Origin of the sequence: Streptomyces sp. NBC_01537, from assembly GCF_045040445.1 — a bacterium.
Classification (GTDB): domain Bacteria; phylum Actinomycetota; class Actinomycetes; order Streptomycetales; family Streptomycetaceae; genus Actinacidiphila.
The window spans coordinates 1,500,805-1,519,464 of record NZ_CP109392.1 but is presented as its reverse complement, the minus strand read 5'-3'; the positions used below and the strand labels follow the sequence as shown (position 1 = coordinate 1,519,464).

17 protein-coding genes and 1 pseudogene are annotated in these 18,660 nt (G+C 71.0%); 5 read left to right on the top strand and 13 right to left on the bottom strand.

The features are described 5' to 3' along the window. Window positions 1–71 precede the first annotated feature (71 nt). Window positions 72–851, top strand: coding sequence for an SDR family NAD(P)-dependent oxidoreductase (locus OG607_RS07120; RefSeq protein WP_405720131.1), 780 nt, complete (start codon window positions 72–74; stop codon window positions 849–851). A gap of 28 nt (window positions 852–879) precedes the next feature. On the opposite strand, the gene OG607_RS07115 is transcribed toward OG607_RS07120, so the two are convergent. After that, window positions 880–1,620, bottom strand: a complete 741-nt coding sequence (locus OG607_RS07115) for a GntR family transcriptional regulator (RefSeq protein ID WP_405720129.1) — start codon at window positions 1,618–1,620, stop codon at window positions 880–882. A gap of 108 nt (window positions 1,621–1,728) precedes the next feature. Between OG607_RS07115 and OG607_RS07110 the strand changes: the two genes are divergently transcribed. Then, entirely contained in the window at window positions 1,729–2,688 is a 960-nt protein-coding gene (locus OG607_RS07110; RefSeq protein ID WP_405720127.1) for an alpha/beta fold hydrolase, read from the top strand. Here OG607_RS07110 and OG607_RS07105 read toward each other — a convergent pair. From OG607_RS07105 to OG607_RS07085, 5 genes are all read right to left on the bottom strand, one after another. Continuing rightward, window positions 2,685–3,188: a carboxymuconolactone decarboxylase family protein gene (locus tag OG607_RS07105; protein WP_405720125.1), complete on the bottom strand. Its 504-nt coding sequence runs from the start codon at window positions 3,186–3,188 to the stop codon at window positions 2,685–2,687. The two genes, OG607_RS07110 and OG607_RS07105, sit on opposite strands and share 4 nt — an antisense overlap. 14 nt (window positions 3,189–3,202) lie before the next feature. Next, window positions 3,203–4,519, bottom strand: coding sequence for a carboxylesterase/lipase family protein (locus OG607_RS07100; protein WP_405720123.1), 1,317 nt, complete (start codon window positions 4,517–4,519; stop codon window positions 3,203–3,205). A 1,075-nt stretch (window positions 4,520–5,594) separates the two neighbouring features. Continuing rightward, window positions 5,595–6,806 (bottom strand): amidohydrolase family protein, encoded by a 1,212-nt coding sequence (locus tag OG607_RS07095; RefSeq protein ID WP_405720121.1) that lies wholly within the window; start codon window positions 6,804–6,806, stop codon window positions 5,595–5,597. After that, window positions 6,807–7,655: a fumarylacetoacetate hydrolase family protein gene (locus tag OG607_RS07090; RefSeq protein WP_405720119.1), complete on the bottom strand. Its 849-nt coding sequence runs from the start codon at window positions 7,653–7,655 to the stop codon at window positions 6,807–6,809. A gap of 4 nt (window positions 7,656–7,659) precedes the next feature. After that, window positions 7,660–8,532 (bottom strand): fumarylacetoacetate hydrolase family protein, encoded by an 873-nt coding sequence (locus tag OG607_RS07085; RefSeq protein WP_405720117.1) that lies wholly within the window; start codon window positions 8,530–8,532, stop codon window positions 7,660–7,662. Between the two features lie 106 nt (window positions 8,533–8,638). Between OG607_RS07085 and OG607_RS07080 the strand changes: the two genes are divergently transcribed. From OG607_RS07080 to OG607_RS07070, 3 genes are all read left to right on the top strand, one after another. Next, complete coding sequence (locus OG607_RS07080) at window positions 8,639–9,379, top strand: SDR family NAD(P)-dependent oxidoreductase (protein ID WP_405720115.1); 741 nt, start codon at window positions 8,639–8,641, stop codon at window positions 9,377–9,379. A 30-nt stretch (window positions 9,380–9,409) separates the two neighbouring features. Next, window positions 9,410–10,186 carry an SDR family NAD(P)-dependent oxidoreductase gene (locus OG607_RS07075; protein ID WP_405720113.1) on the top strand — a complete coding sequence of 259 codons (777 nt, stop codon included), beginning with the start codon at window positions 9,410–9,412 and terminating at the stop codon, window positions 10,184–10,186. Window positions 10,187–10,262: 76 nt separating this feature from the next. Continuing rightward, the gene (locus OG607_RS07070; protein WP_405720111.1) at window positions 10,263–11,180 is read left to right on the top strand and encodes a DUF6891 domain-containing protein; all 918 of its coding nucleotides are present in this window, start codon (window positions 10,263–10,265) and stop codon (window positions 11,178–11,180) included. 87 nt (window positions 11,181–11,267) lie between these two features. Here OG607_RS07070 and OG607_RS07065 read toward each other — a convergent pair whose 3' ends face one another. From OG607_RS07065 to OG607_RS07035, 7 genes and pseudogenes are all read right to left on the bottom strand, one after another. Further along, a complete protein-coding gene (locus OG607_RS07065; RefSeq protein ID WP_405720109.1) occupies window positions 11,268–13,271 on the bottom strand; it encodes a hypothetical protein in 2,004 nt (667 codons plus the stop codon). Window positions 13,272–13,367: 96 nt separating this feature from the next. Beyond that, window positions 13,368–13,781, bottom strand: a complete 414-nt coding sequence (locus tag OG607_RS07060) for a VOC family protein (protein ID WP_405720107.1) — start codon at window positions 13,779–13,781, stop codon at window positions 13,368–13,370. Window positions 13,782–13,783: 2 nt separating this feature from the next. Next, window positions 13,784–14,509 (bottom strand): annotated as a pseudogene (locus OG607_RS07055) (ABC transporter ATP-binding protein); the annotation flags it as partial. Window positions 14,510–14,592: 83 nt separating this feature from the next. Beyond that, the gene (locus OG607_RS07050; RefSeq protein WP_405720105.1) at window positions 14,593–15,417 is read right to left on the bottom strand and encodes an ABC transporter permease; all 825 of its coding nucleotides are present in this window, start codon (window positions 15,415–15,417) and stop codon (window positions 14,593–14,595) included. 21 nt (window positions 15,418–15,438) lie between these two features. Beyond that, on the bottom strand, window positions 15,439–16,236 hold the full coding sequence (locus OG607_RS07045) for an ABC transporter permease (RefSeq protein WP_405720103.1): 798 nt from the start codon (window positions 16,234–16,236) through the stop codon (window positions 15,439–15,441). An 11-nt stretch (window positions 16,237–16,247) separates the two neighbouring features. Further along, on the bottom strand, window positions 16,248–17,267 hold the full coding sequence (locus tag OG607_RS07040; RefSeq protein ID WP_405720101.1) for an ABC transporter substrate-binding protein: 1,020 nt from the start codon (window positions 17,265–17,267) through the stop codon (window positions 16,248–16,250). A 32-nt stretch (window positions 17,268–17,299) separates the two neighbouring features. Continuing rightward, a complete protein-coding gene (locus OG607_RS07035; RefSeq protein ID WP_405720099.1) occupies window positions 17,300–18,649 on the bottom strand; it encodes an FAD-binding oxidoreductase in 1,350 nt (449 codons plus the stop codon). Window positions 18,650–18,660 lie beyond the last annotated feature (11 nt).

The following is an 18,660-nucleotide window of genomic DNA, read 5'->3' as shown; positions in this document are numbered from 1 at the left end:
AGTGTCGACACTAAGAAGGTTCACGCGAGGTCGCCCGGCGACCCGCACACCGGCTCGACGAGGAGAACGATGTGCTTGGTTCCGCAAGGCTGTCCGGCAAAGTCGCCCTCGTCACCGGCGCGGGGGCCGGTATCGGCCAGGGGTGCGCGCTGCTGTTCGCGGCGCAGGGCGCGGCCGTCGTCGGCTGCGATATCGACTCGGCCGCCGCAGAACGGACGCAGGAGCTGGCGCGGGAGCGCGGGCTGAGCGTCGCGATGGTGCATCCGTGCGACATGACGGATCCGGCGGGGGCCCAGCGGTTCGTGGCCGAGGCCATGGCGCTGCACGACCGGATCGATGTGCTGGTGACGGCGGGCGCGATACCGCCGCACATGGTCCCGGCGGCGGACATGGACTTCGACAAGCAGTGGACCCCGACGATCCGGGGAGAGATCGATGTCGCCTTCCTGCCGTGCCAGGCGGCGTGGCCGCACATGGCGGCCACCGGCGGCGGCTCGATCGTCAACTTCGCCTCGGTGAACGCCTTCCGGGGCAGCAAGAACTTCGGGATGATCGCGCACTGCGCCGGCAAGTCGGCCGTGCTCGGGCTGACCCGGCAGCTCGCGGTCGAGGGCGGCCCGCTGGGCATCCGGGCCAACACCATCTCGCCCGGCATGGTGCGCACCCCCGCGACCGAGTCCGCCGGGGCCCACCAGGGCGGTACCCGCGACGCCCTGCTGGCCCGCATCCCGCTGGGCCGCGTCGGCACGCCCGAGGACATCGCCTGGTGCGCGGTCTACCTGGCCTCCGACGAGGCGGCCTGGGTGACGGGCGGCAACTTCCCGGTCGACGGCGGCGTGATGGCCGGCTGAGCCGCCCGTGTCACGACACCCGCCCGCGTCACGACGCCGCGCGGCGCCTCCGGGCCGGCTTGGCGGTGCCCGGGGCATCGCGTTCCAACTGCTCCTCCACCGCGCGCAGGGCGCGCACCGTGGCACCCGCGATCAGCGCGGAGGCGAGATCCGCATCCCGCTCCTCGCAGGCCTGGATCAGCCGCTCCTGGTCGTCGATGCTGTACGCGAGCCGGCCGGGGCGGGTCAGGCTCAGGTGACGCAGCATCAGGGTGCGCAGGGCCAGGGAGTCCAGGATCTGCTTCAGGGTGGCGTTGCCGACGATCTCGGTCATCCGCTCCTGCAGGTGGACATGGCTCCAGAAGTACGCGTCCACGTCACCGTCGTCGGCCAGTTTCCGCATCCGTACGACCTGGGTGCGCAGCTCGGTCATCTCGTCGTCCGTGGCGTCCTTGACCAGCAGGGCGGCGAGCATCGACAGCAACTGGCGCCGCACCTGGTAGATGTCCCGGATGTCCTGCAGGGAAGGAGCGGCGACGCGCGGGCGGCGGCGGGCCTTCATCTCCACCAGGCCCTCCTGCTCCAGCAGCATCAGGGCCTCGCGCACCGGGGTGCGGCTGGTCTCGAACTCCCGGGACAGATCGACGCTGTTGAGGTCCTGGCCGGGCTGCAGCCGGCCCTCGATGATCCCGGCCCCGACCCACTCGGCGATCTGCGCGACCAGCGGCTCGCGCCGGTCCCGCAGCCGCAGCAGCCGTTCCAGTACCAGGTGCGTGTCCTGATCGGTCATGCGGCGATTCTCCATTCGTCAGTGTCGACACTATCTCAAGTTTCCCGTGCACTTCACAGCGGTTCCCGGGTGGGCTGTCGACAGGCAACGCTAAACACAGGAGGCGTAATGAGCGGAAAGCGTACGACACCAGGACGTGGCCGGGGACCCGGCCGACGGGCCCTCGTCGGCGGCGGCGCAGCCGCCCTGGCCGCGCTCGCGGCAGGCACCGGCGGCGGAATCGCGCATGCGCAGGCAGCGCACGAACAGGGCTCATGGGAGCCCGTACCCGTGCCCGCGCAGGCAGCGGTGACCGAGTACCGGATCCCGGTCGCCGGGGGCGGCAGCCTGTGGTGCTGGGACACCGGGGGCAAGGGCCGGCCCGTCATCCTGCTGCACCCCGGTTCCGGGAGCGGCGAGAGCTGGCCCTACCAGCAGCCCGTGCTCGCCGAAGCCGGCTTCCGCGTCATCGGCTACTCCCGGCGCGGCGCCTACGGCTCCGTGGCCGGTACCAGAGCGGCGGCCGACACCGTCTCCGGCGACCTGAACACCCTGGCCGATTACCTCGGCCTCGACCGCTTCCACGTCTCCGGCTCGGCGGCCGGCGGCCCCGTCGCCGTCGACTACGCCCTGTCCCACCCCGACCGGCTGCTCAGCCTCACCGTCTCCGGCAGCGTCGTCGGCATCAGCGACCCGGAGTACGCCGCCCTCACCGCGGCCCTGCGCCCCGACCCCTTCGGCGACATGCCCGTCGACTTCCAGGAACTGGGCCCCTCCTACCGCGCCGGCGACCCCGACGGCGTCGCCGCCTGGCTCGCCATCCACGAACGGGCCAGAACCGCCGACTCCTTCCCCCAGTCCCTTGCCAACACCATCACCTGGGCCGCCCTGGAGACCATCGACCTCCCCGTCCAGCTCATCACCGGCGACGCCGACCTCTACAGCCCGCCCTCCGTGATGCGGCTCAACGCCGGGCACCTCCGGGACGGCGAGACGCACGTGATCCGCGAAGCGGGCCACAACCCGCACTGGGAGCAGCCGCACGCCTGGAACGGCGTCCTGCTGCGCTTCCTGCGCAGGCACCGCTAGACATCGAGGGCCACCAGGAAGCGCGAGACCATGTTGTACGCGGCAATGGTGGCCGTCAGCTCCACCAGCTCCGCCGTGCCGAACTCGGCGCGCACGGCGTCGAAGACCTCGGCCGGGACCTGGATCTCCCGGGTGATCGCGTCCGCGTACGCGATCACCCTGCGCTGCCGTCCGTCGAGATCCGGGTGCGACGCGGCGTCCTCGTCGCGGAGCGCGGCCAGCTGGGCATCGCCGAGACCGGCCTCGCGGGCGGGCTTCTCGTGTGCCTGCCACTCGTACTCCGCACGGTTGAGCACCGCGACGCGGAGCACGACCAGCTCCCGGATCCCGCCCGGCAGGGAGATGCGCTGCCGCACGGCCCCGAGCAGGCTGTTCCAGCCGTCGGCGAGTTCGGGGCTGTGCAGCAGCATCCGGTCCAGGGGGCGCAGCGCGCCGCCGCGTCGCGCGCGGATGCGGTCGGCGATCTCGCCGTCGCCGTCGGTGCCGGGCAGTCGTGCCATGGGCCGTAGTCCTTTCAGAAGACCATCGCGTGTTCGTCCGCGTGTTCGTCGCCGACGCCCTTGAAAACGTCCCAGCGCGGCAGCGCACCGCCGTTCGGATCGCCGGTCGCCACGAAGCGCGCCCAGGCGTCCGCCATGGTTGCTGCCAGCTGCCGGTCGGCGTCCCGCCAGGGCCAGTCCGGGCGCCGGTCCATGGTGTCGAGCACGTAAGGGAGTTCGGCTGTGTGATAGACGCCGACATCCGGGAGGCCCGGCGGCATCGGGGGCTTGCGGGTGAAGCGGTACATCCACGTGGGCGCGCCCGTGGTGACGTGATGGACGCGGGCCCAGTGCCGTACCGGGCGTACGAACCGGGCGTCCCCGACCTCCCGCGCGCTGTCGGCGGGCGCGTAGACCGTGCCCTCGTCGAGGTTGCTGCCGGTCAGCAGGGGCACGGGATGCTGGCGGCCGCAGCCGAACACGTCATCGGTCGGCTCCGTCAGCACCCGGCCGTCCACCACCGGGCCGAAGTGGCCCCGCACGATCAGCTCCACGCCCGAGATCCGGAGCAGCCCGGCGGCATCGCGTCCACCGAACCCCTCCGCATACGCCACGCCCTGCCTCCGCGCCTCCTCCAGGCCCGGCAGCGGCCCCTCCGCCCGGCCGACGCCGCTCGCGCTCTGGCCGATGGCCGCCCGGAACAGCGGGCGCGCCACGGCCGACGCCATGAGGTGGCAGACATGTGCGGCCCCCGCGGAGTTCCCCGCCAGCGTCACCCGGTCGGCGTCTCCGCCGAAGGCGCCGATGTTCTCCCGCACCCACGTGAGCGCCGCGACGATGTCCAGCAGCCCGTAGTTCCCCGACGCCTCACCCAGCCCCGGATGCGCCAGGAAACCCAGTGCCCCGAGGCGGTAGTTGAGCGTGACCACGACCACGCCCCGCGCGGCCATCGACCGCCCGTTGTGGATGTCCTGCGAGCCGTGGCCGTACCGGTTGCCCCCGCCGTGCACCCACACCATCACCGGCAGCCCGGCGGTGGCGGGGGAGGGCTCCGGAGTCCACACATTCAGGTACAGGCAGTCCTCGCTCATCACCAGCGGGCGGCTGTCCGCGAAGTTGCTGCGGTACATCACCGAGTCCGCCGGCGGCTGCGGCTGCAGCGGCGCCGGCCCGAACGCGTACGCTTGCCGCTCGCCTTCCCATGCGGGCGCCCGCTCCGGCGGTCGCCAGCGCAGCTCCCCAACGGGAGGTGCGGCGAAGGGGATGCCCCGGAAGACCGCGACCTCGCGGTCTTCCCAGCCGCCGATCACGCGGCCGCCGCGGGCGGTGGCCCTGGGCGTGGACTCAGTCATGACCTCTCCGTTCGAAACCGGGCTACGCCCGGACCCGCCGGGGGCTTCGCCCCCGGACCCCCTGAACGCCCTTCGGGCGTGTCCTCAAGCGCCGGACGGGCTGGGTTGGCCGTTGTGCGCCTGCTGTTGTCGTGCGGTCGGGGCCGCCTGCCGGGACTGCGTCCTCAGCGCTCGCGACTTGGGTCGGCCTGGTTCTTGCCCGGGATCCTCGCTCGTCGTTTCCGGGCGCATCCCTCCACCGTCCCCTTCGGCCGGTTGGCGGCCACCGGCCGGTGGGGGTACGGGTCCTCAGGCCCGGACGGGCTGAAGCTTGCCTTCCGGCCGGGCGGGGGCGGTGGAGGGGTTCTCCCGCAGGCGACGAGCGAGGGCCCCTATCCTCCTGCGCGGTCCTCGCGGGCGCTTCGCTGGCTTCGGACCGCTGCGCCGGCCTCCGGCCGCCGACCCGGGGGCACCGCCCACCTCCCCTGGGCGGGGCGGGGGCGGTGGAGGGGTTCTCCCGCAGGCGACGAGCGAGGGCCCCTATCCTCCTGCGCGGCCCTCGCGGGCGCTTCGCTGGCTTCGGACCGCTGCGCCGGCCTCCGGCCGCCGACCCGGGGGCACCGCCCACCTCCCCTGGGCCGGGCGGGGGCGGTGGAGGGGTTCTCCCGCAGGCGACGAGCGAGGATCCCGGGCACGGACTGAAGGTGCCCGAGTCGCGAGCGCCGAGGAGAGAGACCCCGGCAGGCGCCCCCGACCCCACGGCCAACCCAGCCCGTCCGGCGCTTGAGGACGGAACCGGCAACCATGGCCGACGGCACCGCAGCGACACCGGGTTCAGGCGGCACCGTCCGCGACGCCCGTCCGGCGTTTGAGGACGGAACCGGCAACCATGGCCGACGGCACCGCAGCGACACCGGGTTCAGGCGGCACCGTCCGCGACGCCCGTCCGGCGTTTGAGGACGGAACCAGCAACCATGGCCGACGGCACCGCAGCGACACCGGGTTCAGGCGACACCGTCCGCGACGCCCGTCCGGCGATTGAGGACGGAACCGTCGACCATGGCAGACGGCACCGCAACCGCAGCGGCATCCACGGTCAAGCCTTGTGCAGCAGACCGTCCTTCATGATCACCGCGAGCCGGTCCCGGTCCTGGAGGATGCGGATGTCGTCCAAGGGGTCACCGTCAAGAAGGACCAGGTCCGCCAACCAGCCCACCCTCACAAGCCCCAACTCCTCAGCCATGCCCATGACCTGACCGCCGTACTGCGTGGCGGAGCGCAGCGACTCCGCAGGGGTGAAGCCGAACCAGTCCACGAACAGCTCCAGGTCGCGGGCGTTGCGCCCGACGGGATTCCAGGGGAAGCCGTAGTCGCCGCCGGGGAGGACGCGGATGCCGCGCCGGACGAGCTCGGGGACGACTTCCCGGACGGCCTTGGCCGTGGCTTCGACTTCCATGCCAGGCTCGGGCTCGCTGCCCGCTTCGTGGAGGTTGGCGTGGATGATGCCGGGGGTGGGGGCGACGAAGAGCCGGTCGCGGGCGGCCTGGAGGAGGTCGAGGGCTTCCTCGTCGGCGAAGGTGCAGTGGTAGACGGCACGGATGCCGTGCCGGACGGCCATCTTGACCGACTCGGCGGCATGGGCGTGTGCCGTGAGCCAGACGCCGTGTGCGTGCGCGGTGGCGGAGGCCGCGGCGACCTCCTCGTCCGTGAACTGGACGATGCGCGAGGTGCCGGCCACGACCGCGCTCTCGCCGGACAGGGAGAGCTTGACGATGTCGACGCCGAGCGCGGCCATGTCACCCACGAAGCGGCTCACGGACTCCGGGTCGGAGGCCCGGCCGTCGGTGCCGGGGAAGTCGTAGACCCCCGGTTCGACCATGCCGGCGCTGCCCTCCCAGGAGGCGGCTTTGAGGCGGGGCCCGGGCATCCAGCCTTCGGCGAAGGCCTTGCGGGCGGCGGTTTCCGTACGGGGGAGCCGGTTGCCGCCGGAGTAGGCGCTGGTGATGCCGTGGTCGAGGAGGACCCGGCCGGCGTGGGCGACGAGGAGGGCCTTCTCCTCCTCGGGCTCGTCGCGGCGGGGGGAGCGGTGCTCGACGGTGGAGCCGAAGCCGAGGTGGGCGTGGGCGTCGACGAGCCCGGGGATGAGGGTGCCGCCGTGTCCGTCGATCACCAGGGCGTCGGCGCGCAGGTCCGCCGGGATGCGGGCGGCGACGGCGGTGATGCGGTTGCCCTGGACCAGGACCTCGGCCGGGAAGGGGTCGCGTCCGGTGCCGTCGAAGACCCGTACGTCGGCGAAGAGAACCGCCATTTACTCTCCTCCCCTCGAACGGAACCGGTGCCGCATCTCGCCGAGCCCCTCGATGCGGCTGACCAGGATGTCGGCGGGGGTCAGGAAGCGCTGCGGCGTACGGCGGTTGCCTACGCCCGCCGGGGTGCCGGTGAAGATCAGGTCGCCGGGCCGGAGCGGGCAGACGGCGCTGATGTGCGAGACCAGCCGGGGCACCGGGAAGATCATGCCGGAGGTGCGGTCGTGCTGAACGACCTGGCCGTTGAGCTCGCAGACCAGCTCCAGGTCGTCCCGGTCCGGGACCTCGTCCACGCTGACCAGGGCGGGGCCGACCGGCCCGAAGCCCGGGTAGGACTTGCCGAGCGAGAACTGCGCGGGCCGGCCGGCGAGCTGGCTGACCCGCTCGGACAGGTCCTGGCCGACGGCCAGCGCCACGACGGGGTCCCAGCCCTTCTCCTCGGGCACCCGGTAGGCCTCGCGGCCGATGACCGCGACCAACTCCAGCTCCCAGTCGACATGGCCGGCGGGCAGTCCGATGGTGCTGTGCGGCCCGGTCAGGCAGGTCGGGAACTTGGTGAAGACCAGCGGCTGTTCGGGCTCCTCGTACCCCGCCTCGGCCGTGTGCGGGCGGTAGTTGAGGGCCACCGCGAAGATCTGGCGCGGCTCGGGCACCGGTGTGAGCAGCGTGGCGTCCTCGTACGGCTGGGCCAGCTCCGGATCTACGGTCATCGACCACTTGAGCAGCTTGTCCCACTGCCGGAAGACCGCCCGGGGGTCGGCCAGGAAGCGTCCGCCGCTGCCGAGTGCCACATCGATGGCGCCGTCGTCGGTCAGCAGGGTCGCGCGCCCCGCGAGATTGGCGATGCGCATGCCGTCACACCCACTGCTCGGCGGGCGGCGCCGGGGTACCGTACGCCTCCTGCCAGGAGATGACGCGATTGCGCAGGACGCCCAGTCCCTCGATCTCGGCCTCGACGACATCGCCGGGCTTGAGGTAGTTGGCGAAAGGGTCCGCGGTGCTCGCGGCGACGCCCGCGATCGTGCCGGTGGTGATGATGTCGCCTGCGCTGTAGACCTGCGGCGAGTGGTAGGCGACGAGTTGCGGTATCGAGACCGACATGCGGGAGGTGTTGGACTTCTGCCGTACGTCGCCGTTGACGCGCAGCTCCATGCCGAGGTCGTGCGGATCCCCGATCTCGTCGGCGGTGACGATGTAGGGGCCGATGGGGCAGAAGGTGTCGATGGCCTTGGAGAAGGAGAAGACCCCGGACTCCATCTCCTTGCGCTGGATGTCGCGCGCGGTGATGTCGTTGAAGACCAGATAGCCCGCGATGTGCTCGGCGGCCTGCTCGGCGGAGAAGAACTTGCCGGGCCTGCCGACGATGACGGCCAGTTCGAGCTCGTAGTCCAGTTCCCGGGTCAGATGCTCCGGGTACACGATCGCGTCCTCCGGGCCGATGATCGCGTCGACGTTCTGGAAGAACACGATGCCCTTGTTGACCGGATGCGACCAGTCGACGCGGACCAGATCCTCGTGATGCTCACGGAAGTTGCCCGCCGTGTGGAAGAACTTCTTCGGGACGATGGGCGCCCGCAGCCGCACGCCGGCGAGCGGGAAGGTCCGGCCGGTCTCGCCGGCCTGCCCTCCCCGCTCGAAGAACGCGCGGGTGGAGGGGAGATCGAGCTCGACGACCGTGTCGCCGTCGATCCGCCCCACAAGCCCGTTGTTGAAGGTTGCCAGCTTCATCAAGCCTCCTTAAACTGTCGACACTCACCCTGCATGGAGCCGGGATTTACGTCAAGAGGTGATGAAGTGTGGACACCTTGTGGCGGGGTCGATTACGGTCCAGCTCATGAAAACGACCTGGGACCACCGGGGCACGCGCGCGCTGATCGCCGGTGCCGGAGGCATCGGAGCGGCCGTCGCAAGGGCGTTGGCCGACGCGGGAGCCGCAGTGACCGTACTCGACATAGATAGGGAACAGCTGGCAAAACTCGCGGGCCCCGGCATCACCGTCACAGCCGCCGATCTGACCTCCGCCGGCGCCTGCCGCGCCGCCGTCACCGAAGCCGCCGAACGACTCGGCGGGCTGGACGTGTTCGTGCACGCCGTCGGCGCCAACGACCGCCGCCCCGTCCTCGACACCACCGACGAGGTCTGGGAGCGGATCGTCGCCGTGAACCTCAACAGCGCCTTCTGGCTCGGCCGGGCCGCCGGCGCGTTCATGGTCGCCCAGGGTCACGGCCGCATCGTCTACCTGTCCTCGGTCTCCGGGCTCCTCGCCCACAAGGACCACTCCCCGTACGCCGCCACCAAGGGCGGTGTCAACCAGCTGATGCGCGTCATGGCCCGCGAATGGGCCCCCTCCGGCGTCACCGTCAACGCCGTCGCACCCGGCTACACCGAGACCGCCCTCACCCGCGACTACCTCGCCCGCCCCGGCATGCGCGCCGCCATGGAAGCGCTCGTCCCGGCCGGCCGCCTCGGCCGCCCCGAGGACCTCGTCGGGCCTGTCCTCTTCCTCGCCTCCGAGCAGGCCTCCTTCGTCACCGGCCACGTCCTCTACGCCGACGGCGGCCGAACCCTCGTATAGCTCGCCCGGATACCCATGTTGGGAGCCCGCATGTCCTTCCCCCAGCGCTTCACCGGCAAGACCGTCCTCGTCACCGGCGCCGGCACCGGCTTCGGCGCCGAGATCGCCGTCCGCGCCGCCCAGGAGGGCGCCGACGTCGCCATCCACTACCGCAACTCCCGCGCCGGCGCCGACGCCACCGCCGAACGGGTCACCGCCCTCGGCCGCAAGGCCCTCGTCGTCCAGGCCGACATCGCCGAACACGCCCAGATCCAGCGCCTGGCCGAGGAGGTCTGGTCGTACTTCGGCCGCCTCGACGTCGCCGTCAACAACGTCGGCGACGTCGCCCGTGAGCAGATGTCCTGGCGCGACATCACCGAGGAGTCCATCGACCACGTCCTCGCCGTCGACATCAAGGGCACCCTGTTGTGCACCCACGAATTCGGCGCGCGCATGCTCGACCAGGGCGGCGGCGCCATCGTCAACGTCGGCTCCACCGTGGTCGTGCGCGGCAGCGCCCGAGCCCCCCAGTACGCCGCCGCCAAGTACGGCATCATCGGGCTCACCAAGTCCTACGCCCAGGCCTTCGCACCACTCGTACGCGTCAATGTCTTCGCCCCCGGCTTCATCGAGACGGCCGCCACGCTCGGCCGCGAGGACTGGAAGAGCGGACGCGGCGACCAACTGCGGGCCGCGACGCCGATGGGCCGCATCCCCGGTCCCGAGGAACTGGCGGGGACGGCGCTGTTCCTGGCCACGGAGGACGCGCAGCACATCACGGGGGGGTTCCTGATCGCGGACGGCGGCTACAACATGGTCGGCGCCTGAGCTTGCGGCCGTCGCAGTGAGCTGCGTCGCGGGTCCCGGGAGGTCTGCTGTCAGGGGGGTGTGTCAGAGTCTGCGCATGCTCGAGATCGTGGTGAATACGGAGAACGGGGAGCGGCACGTTCGTGTGTCTGCCGAGGAGTTGGCTGGGCTGATCCGGCGAATCGGTGGTGATGGTGACCGGTTTCTGGTGCTCCATCGGATACCTGACCTCCCCGACGTCTTCGCCCAGGTCTGGCACGAGGCCGGCGGGGACTACACACTGGAACACCGCGACGGTGCCGCCGACCGGCACTTCCAGGCGATGGCCGACGGTTCCGAGGCCGTGATTGAGGCGATGACCGGCTGGGCCGGGCAAGGCTCCGGTTGGAGCACTGATCTGGCCTGGTCGCTGCTGGATATGGGCCCCACCCGTGAGGTGCCGCCGCTCGACCTGGACGAAGGCGAGCGCGAGGAGTTGGAGAAGCGCGTCCGTGAGGTGCTGGTGGGCGGCTACGCCGACCGCGCCGAACTGGCGGAACTCGCCGAGGAGTACCTGGTCACCGCGGACCGTCGGCCCGTATCGCGCGAGCAGGCGGAGGTGCTGGCCGACCGGATGTGGCTGGAGCGCGTCACGGAGCAGGCCGAATGGCAGGGCGAGACCGACCCGGAACGGCTCACCCGCGCGTTCACCGCCCTGCAGGAGGCCGGTATCACCGCCCGCGAGAACTTCACCTGCTGCCGCAGTTGCGGCCAGTCCGAGATCGGCGGCGAAGGCGGGACCGACGCCCGTGGCTTCGTCTATTTCCACTCCCAGTGCACGGACTCCGCCGCTGCCGGCCACGGACTGATGCTCCTCTACGGAGGCTTTGACGGCTCGCCCGAGACCACCGCAGCCATCGGCCACGAGGTCGTGGCCGCCCTGGATACAGCCGGTCTCCAGGCCGATTGGGACCGTGCCCCCGACCGGGCCATCACCGTCACCCCCCTGGAGTGGCGCCGCCGCCTGGTCGGCTAGAGATCGACTCCGGAGCACTGACGGACGGACCCACGAACCTCGGGCGAGGTTCGTGGGTCCGGTCTGCGGCGGTCCGGTCCGCGGCGGCTAAGCCACGGTCAGCGTGATCGCCCCCGTGTAGCTGCTGCCCGGCGTGAGGCTCTGCGCCACGCCCCCGACCGTCAGCGACACCGTCTTTCCGCTCGGGGCCACCACCGACGCGTCACTCCCGATCGACAGCGCGCTCAGATACGACGTGCCGGTCACGGTCCACCGCGCCCCGTTCTTCAGCGTCACGATGACGCCGTTGTTCACCACGGCCTGCGCCGTGTTCATGACCTCGCTGATCTCCCGGTACTCCGCTGACGTGATCGTCGAGACGTTGTGCACGGCCGAGGTCGCCGAGATGACGCCCTCGACGCCGGAGCCGTCGAAGGTGAGCGCCAGGTTCTTGCCCTGCAGGTTCGCGTTGCCGCCGCCCCGGACGGAGTTGTAGAAGTCACCCGCCAGGGCGATGTCGGTGAAAGTGGCCGTCGCGTCCCCGGTCTGGACGCTGGCGACGGTCCAGGTGCTGGACTTGGTCGCGGTGCCGGTGGGCTCGGTGTAGGTGCCGATGGTCTCGGTCGACCAGGGCTTGCCGGAGACGGCGACGCTGCTGGGGCGGTCGGTGTCCATGAGCTGGTAGATGACGCCGTTGCCGGCGGTGATGGAGGCCCCCTGGGAGCCGTCGACGTTGAGGACGCCTGCCACCGCCTTGTTCATGAAGGCGGTCTCGCCGGTGGTGACCTGGGTGCCGCCGTCGATGGTGACGGAGCCGGCGGCGTACCAGAGCACCATGAAGCGGCCGGCGTTGATGACAGTGGCCTGCTCGGGGAGGGCGGCCAGTTCGGCGGCGGTGAGGCCGATCTCCAGCGAGGTGTTGAGCGCGGCGACCACGGAGGCCGTGCTGTCGCCGTAGTGGGCGGACGCGCCCCAGTGGATGAGCGCGTAGTCCCCGACGTCGAAGGTGCAGCCGAGGAAGTGTTCGGTGACGTTGCCGATCGCGTACGAGCCGTAGCCCTGGCCGCCGGTGTTGGCGATGGTGCTGTTGATGGCGGTCAGCGTGCAGTAGCTGCCGCCGTCGACCGAAAGCGCGCCCCACTTCTCCGACGAGATCGAGGAGTTGACGTAGGAGGCTCTGGTGCTGGCGCCCAGCAGGTTGGTGGCGCGGACGTTGCCCGACAGGCCGAGCATCCAGGGGACGTCCATCATGTACTTGGTGTCGCCGGTGGGGACGTACTCGGCGGGCAGTTCGCCGTCCGCGCAGTGGATCGAGGAGTTCTTCACGATGACGTTGGCGGTCGCGTCGGCGATGACCGCCGTGCGGACGACTCCGGTGTTGCTGATCGTGGCGCCGTCCAGGACCAGGGTGGTGCCCGAGCCGGTGCCGACGACGGCGGCGCCGTAGCCGATGAAGTCGCAGCGGCCGTTGCCGTTGAAGGCGATCCTGGGCGAGGTGAGGGTGTAGGTGCCGCCGCCGGCGACGTAGACGCCGTTGAAGGCCTCGCCGGTGGAGCTGAGCCGGATGTTCCTGGCCGCGGTGCTGGTGGCGGAGCCGCCGCGTACGTCCGACAGGACGGACTTGGCCGAGTCGACGCCGTCCGCGTCCACGTAGATGGCCTGGCGGAAGGGGAAGGTGAGGGTGCTGTACGCGACATCCGTCGCCTCGGCGACGGTGAGCACGATGGCGCCCCGGTAGGTGCCGGCGGCGATGGCGGTCGCCGCTCCGCCGTAGCCGTCGGTGAGGGCGGCGAGCGTGCTGCCGGTCTCCACGCCGTTGACGGTCAGGGTGAGGCTGTAGCCGTCGGGGGCGGCTATCGCGCCGCCCTCCGCGATGGTCAGGACGGACGCCGTCGTGGTCGCGGTGAGCTCCAGGGTCTCCCCGGACGCCACCGTGATCCGGGTGGCGGCCGCAGTGGTCCTCTCCTTGCACGCGGCGGCGTTCGCGACGGTGGGCACGGCCAGCGCAGGCGCGAACGCCGCGGCGACCGCGATCAGCAGGGCGCGGGGCCGGGCGCGCATCGCGACCTGGCGGTCCGTGAGATCTGTCGACACTGTCTTGTTGCCTGTCACTGTGAACTCCTTTGTCGTCCAGTGATTTCGGGCATGACGAATCGCGTCGTGCGCAAAGGGACTCAGCCACGACTGTCGACACGACGCGAGGTGTGGCTAGTGGCGGTCGATCAGCTCGATGAGATTGCCGTACAGGTCCGCCACGAACGCCATCCGCGCCCCCGCACGCGGAGCCGCCTGAGGCCGCATCCGTACGCCGGCCCCGGCGGCGACCAGCCGCCGGAACTCGGTGTCGACCTCCTCGGGGGAGTCCACGCGCAGGCACATGTGGCCGTAGCCGAGCGTGCCCGCCGCCTCCGGCGCGCTGCCGGTGGGAAGGCCCGGCAGCGCGCCGGGGCGGTGCAGCAGTTCTACGCGCCAGCCGCTCGCGTGCAGGAGCATGGCGCCGCGCATATCTGTGCCGGGCACCGCGAACACCGGTCCGGCCGCGAGGTTCAGGGTCTCGCGGTACCAGGTGATCGCGGCGTCCAGATCAGGTACCGAGATCCCGACGTGGTCGAAGCGGACCAACGTCAGATCACCGCCTTCGGCACCTGCTCCGGAGCCTTCTCGCCACGGATCAGGGTGAGGACGCGCGTGCGCAGCTCGGCGAAGCGCGGGTCGGCGCGCGTGCCGATCTGGTCGCGGCCGGTGCCGAGGTCGATGGTGAGGTTGTCGATGACGGTGGTCGGCCTGCCGCCCAGGACGATCACCCGGTCGCCCAGGTACACGGCCTCGTCGATGTCATGCGTGACGACGATGACCGTGATGCCGAGCTTCCTGCGCAGGCTGAGCGTCAGATCCTCCAGGTCGAAGCGGGACTGGGCGTCCACCGACCCGAAGGGCTCGTCCATGAGCAGCACCGGCGCCTCGTACGCCAGCCCGCGCGCGATCGCGACCCGCTGCTGCATGCCGCCGGACAGCTGCCAGGGGTGCTTGTCGCCCACCTCGGCCGGTGACAGCCCGACGGCGGCCAGGCACTCCTCGGCACGCCGCTTGCGCACGGCGCGTTTCACGCCCATGCCCTCCAGGGGGAAGGCGACGTTGTCCCAGACCTTCAGCCAGGGCATGAGCGAGCCCCGGTAGTCCTGGAAGACCACGGCGATGTCGGCGACCGGCTTGGTGACGGGCCTGTCCCCGTAGCGGACCGTGCCCGAGGTGGGGCGGGTGAGCCCGGACAGACAGCGCAGCAGAGTGGTCTTGCCGGCACCGGAGGGGCCCACGACGCAGAGGAACTCGCCGGGGTCGACCCGCAGGGACAGCCCGTCGATGACCCGGTGCTCGTCCGGGCCCTCGCCGAAGGACTTGCGGACGTCCTCGACGATCAGACTGGATCCGCGTTTCATGGGGATAGGACCTCGTTCCGGTTTTCGCGAATGCGCAGGGGGCGCAGCGTTCGCCGCGCCCGGGGCGGACGCTGGTGGTACCAGCCGAGCAGCAGGTGTTCGGCCGCCAGGAGCAGCACGCTGAGGGCGTAGCCGAGGATGCCGATCAGGATCGTGCCGGCCCAGGTGTCGGCGACCTTGAAGCTCGATCCGCTCTGCAGGATGAAGTTGCCGAGGCCGACCGGGGATCCGTAGATCTCGCTGACGACCATCAGGACCACGGCCACCGACAGGGCGACCCGGATGCCCGCGAAGATCTGCGGCAGGGCGCCGGGGAGGACCACCTTGAGCAGCCGCAGCCGCCACGGGATGAGGTAGCTGTGGGCGGTCTCGTGGACGGCGGGGTTGATGCCGTGCACACCGCTGACCGTGTTGAGCAGGATGGGCCACACCGAGCCCAGGAAGATCAGGAAGACCTTCGGCCCGGAACCGATGCCCAGCGTCAGGATGATGACGGGCACGAAGGCCACCGTCGGGGTTGCCCGGGCGAAGTCCAGCAGCGGGGCGGTGGCCTGCCGCAGCAGCCTGACCTCGCCGATCACCAGACCCGCCCCCACCCCGGCCACCGTGGCGAGCGTCAGCCCGAACGCGATGTTGCGCAGCGAGAAGAGCAGGTCGCCGACCAGCCCGCCCCCGGTGAGCTCGGTCCACAGGGTGCTGAGCACCTGCGTCAGCGGCGGGAAGTAGAAGCTGGTGCTCCCGGCCGTCGCGACCAGCAGAGCCGCGAACACCAGGACCGGCAGCCAGAGCTGCTTGAGCAGGGATTTGCAGAAGGCGCTCATGCGCATGGTCTCTTTCCCGCCTCAGTCCGTGTGCGCCGGCGGACGCCAGCGCAGCAGCCGGGATTCGGCCAGCTGTGACAGCAGGTTGATCGAGTAGCCGATCGCCCCGGCGGTCAGGATGTACGCGTACGCCTCCGCCGAAGCCCCGCCCTGCTGGTCCTGTACGACCATGTGGCCGATGCCCGGGAGCGTGGTGAGTACCTCGACCCCGATGGCCACCAGTACGGAGGTCGTCGCGGCCAGCCGCAGCCCGGTCATGATCGACGGGGTGGCGCTCGGCAGCACGACCCGGCGGAAGCGCAGCAGGCGGGGGATGCGGTAACTGACCGCCGTCTCCTGGATGGTGGGCGTCACGCCCCGCGCCCCGTACTGGGCCTGCAGGAAGACCGGGAACACGCAGGCGATGAAGACGACCGTGGCCTTCATCGACGGCGTCGACCCCAGCACCAGCAGGAACACCGGGAGCAGCGCGATGACCGGGAACGACCGCAGGATGTCCACCAGCAGCCGTGACGACTGCTCGGCGGCGGCATACGTACCGGTCACCAGCCCCAGCGGCACTCCGATCACGACCGCCGCCCCGAACCCGGTCACCGCCCCGCGCAGCGTGTCGCTCACCGCCTGCCAGTACTCCCCGCTCCCCGCCAGGTCCGGGAAGCGGGCGGCCACGGCCGCCGGGCCGGGCAGCGCGGTGGCGCTCACCAGCCCGGCCGCGCCGATCAGCGCCCAGAGCGCGAGGACGGCGAGCACGGCGGACAGCTGGAGCAGAAGGATCCGGCCGCGGATCCTGCCGCGGATCCTGCCGTGAACTGTGGACATCGCCGCCGCCCTCAGCTGCCGGTGGTGACGGGCGCCTGGTCCCAGTACAGGGCGGAGTCCTCCGGGGCGGCGTCCAGCAGCTTGAACTCGTTCATCTTGGTGATCACCGTCCGCATGACCGTGGTGTTGATGGTCTTGTCGAGGGTCGCCGGGGTCGACGACTCGATGAAGTCGGCGGGCAGCTGGGTGTACTTCTTGTCGATCGCCCGGACGGCGTCGGGGTGGGCGTTTGCGTAGGTGAGGGCCTTGGCGACGGCGTCGATGAACTTCTTGGCCGTGTCGGCGTTGGACGACAGGTACTTCTGGCTCGCGAAGAGCAGTCCCTGGGGTATGCCTGGCAGCTCGTTCATGCCATTACCAACGCTTCGCAGCCCGGCGGCCTTGCCGGCCGCGTAGAAGGCGCCGAAGGAGAAGACGGCATCGGTCTTGCCGGAGGTGACCGCGTCGTTGAGCGAAGTGGTGGGCAGGGCCACGAACTTCACCTTGGACGGGTCGCCGCCGTCCTTCTGCACCAGGTACTCGGTGATGAACTGGATGGTGCCGCCCAGCGCCGCCAGGCCGACGGTCTTGCCCTCCAGGTCGGCGAAGGAGGTGATGGGGCTGCTCTTCTTGACCAGCAGTCCGTCGGTGGGGTTGCCGCCCGACTGGGCGGACTGCAGGCCGGTGACGATCCGGACCGGCAGGCCGGCGGCCGCGCCCTTGAGGAAGCCCGAGCTGTCCGTCATCGCGAACTGGGCCTCGCCGTTGATGATCGACGGGGCGTTCTGCGAGGTGTCCTGGGCGCCCGCCTTGATGGTGACCTTCAGCCCGGCCTCCTTGAAGTAGCCCTGGTCCTCGGCGATGAAGAGCGACTCGAAGATCGCGCCGTTGGACCGCAGCACGGTGACCGGGACCAGCCCGTCCTTGCCGGCCCCCACCGACGAGCTGCCGCTGTCACTGCCGCACGCGGTGAGGGGCACGGTGACGGCGAGTGCCACGACGGCGAGGGCCAGGCGGCCCCGCAGGGATCTCGCGGAGTTCGGAATGAGCATGAGGGTTGTGCTCCTTTGCACAGGGGGTGGCGCTACGGGCGGGTGGCGAGGGCGTATGCGGTGGTGGACTCCTCCGGGGCCATGTAGGTACGGAAGAGCCCGTCGGGGTCGTACGCGGCCCGGAGCTTCTCCAGGCGCTCGGCATTGCCGGCGCTGAGTCCGAGGTCGAAGCGGTCCGCGAGGTTGTTGTCGGAGAACTGCAGCCCCTTCGACAGGTGCTGTACGGAGCCGAGCGAGCCGTGCACCCAGCTCTCGTGCTCCAGGTCCCGTGCTGGGTCGGTCCAGCCGGAGTTGGGGGAGAGATAGGCCTTGGCCTGGGCGGACCAGCAGGCGTTCGGGCGGGGTGGGTAGTGGCCCCACAGCATCCACAGCACGAAGCTGGTGCCGCCGGGGATCGCGTCCAGGACCGGCCGGGCGGCGGTGAGTATCTCCTCGACGGGGCCGTCCGCCCAGACGCCGTCCACGGCCCAGCGCAGACCGGCAGGGGTGAGGCGGTCGGCGATGTCGTACAACTGGCCCATGGTCGTGTCCTGGTTGACCAGGGCCCGTACGGCCCGGTCGCGGAAGGGCGCGTTCTCCAGCGGGGCGAGGAGGTCGTAGCCGGTGCCGGGGGTGCAGAAGGCGGTGGCGGTCAGGGAGACGGCCGGGGTGTCCTGTCCAGGAGTGAAGCCCACTTTGGCGGAGAACTCGACGGCGGGGGAGAGGTCCTCCAGCGTGTTGTACGCCCAGGCCAGCACCTCGTCGCGGAGTTCCGGCGGGTAACTGTGCACCGTACGCAGGATCTTGCTCGGCCGGGGGTGGACGTCGAGGTGGAAGCGGGTGACGACGCCGAAGAAGCCGGGGCCGCTGCCTCGGGCCGCCCACAGGAGGTCGGGGTGCGTGGCGTCGGTGGCGTGGACGAGGGTGCCGTCGGCCAGGACGACGTCGATGGCGCGGATGCTGAGGCAGGCGGGGCCGAGGGCGCGGGAGTTCCAGCCGTAGCCGCCGCCGAGGAGGAAGCCGCCGAGGCCGACGGTGGGGGCGTGGCCGGTGGGGAAGAACAGCCCGTGCGGGGCGAGGAGTTCGTTGAAGGCCGGGCCCTTGGCGGCGGGCTGGGCGGTGGCGGTGCGGGTCGCCGGGTCGACGGTGGTCTCCGTCAGCCGTGAGAGGTCGAGCAGCAGCCCGCCGTCGCGCACCCCGTTGCCCACCCAGCTGTGGCCGCCGGAGCGCACGCCGACCGCGAGTCCTTCGGCGCGGGCGAGGCGTACGGCCCGGACCACGTCCTGCTCGTCCTCGGCGATGACGATGACATCGGGGAAGCGGGCCGGCTTGCGCTCGTTCCACACCGCGTCGAGGCGGGCTGCCTCATACCGGCCGTCGCCGCGGCGGATGATCTCTGTCAACTCTGACTCCT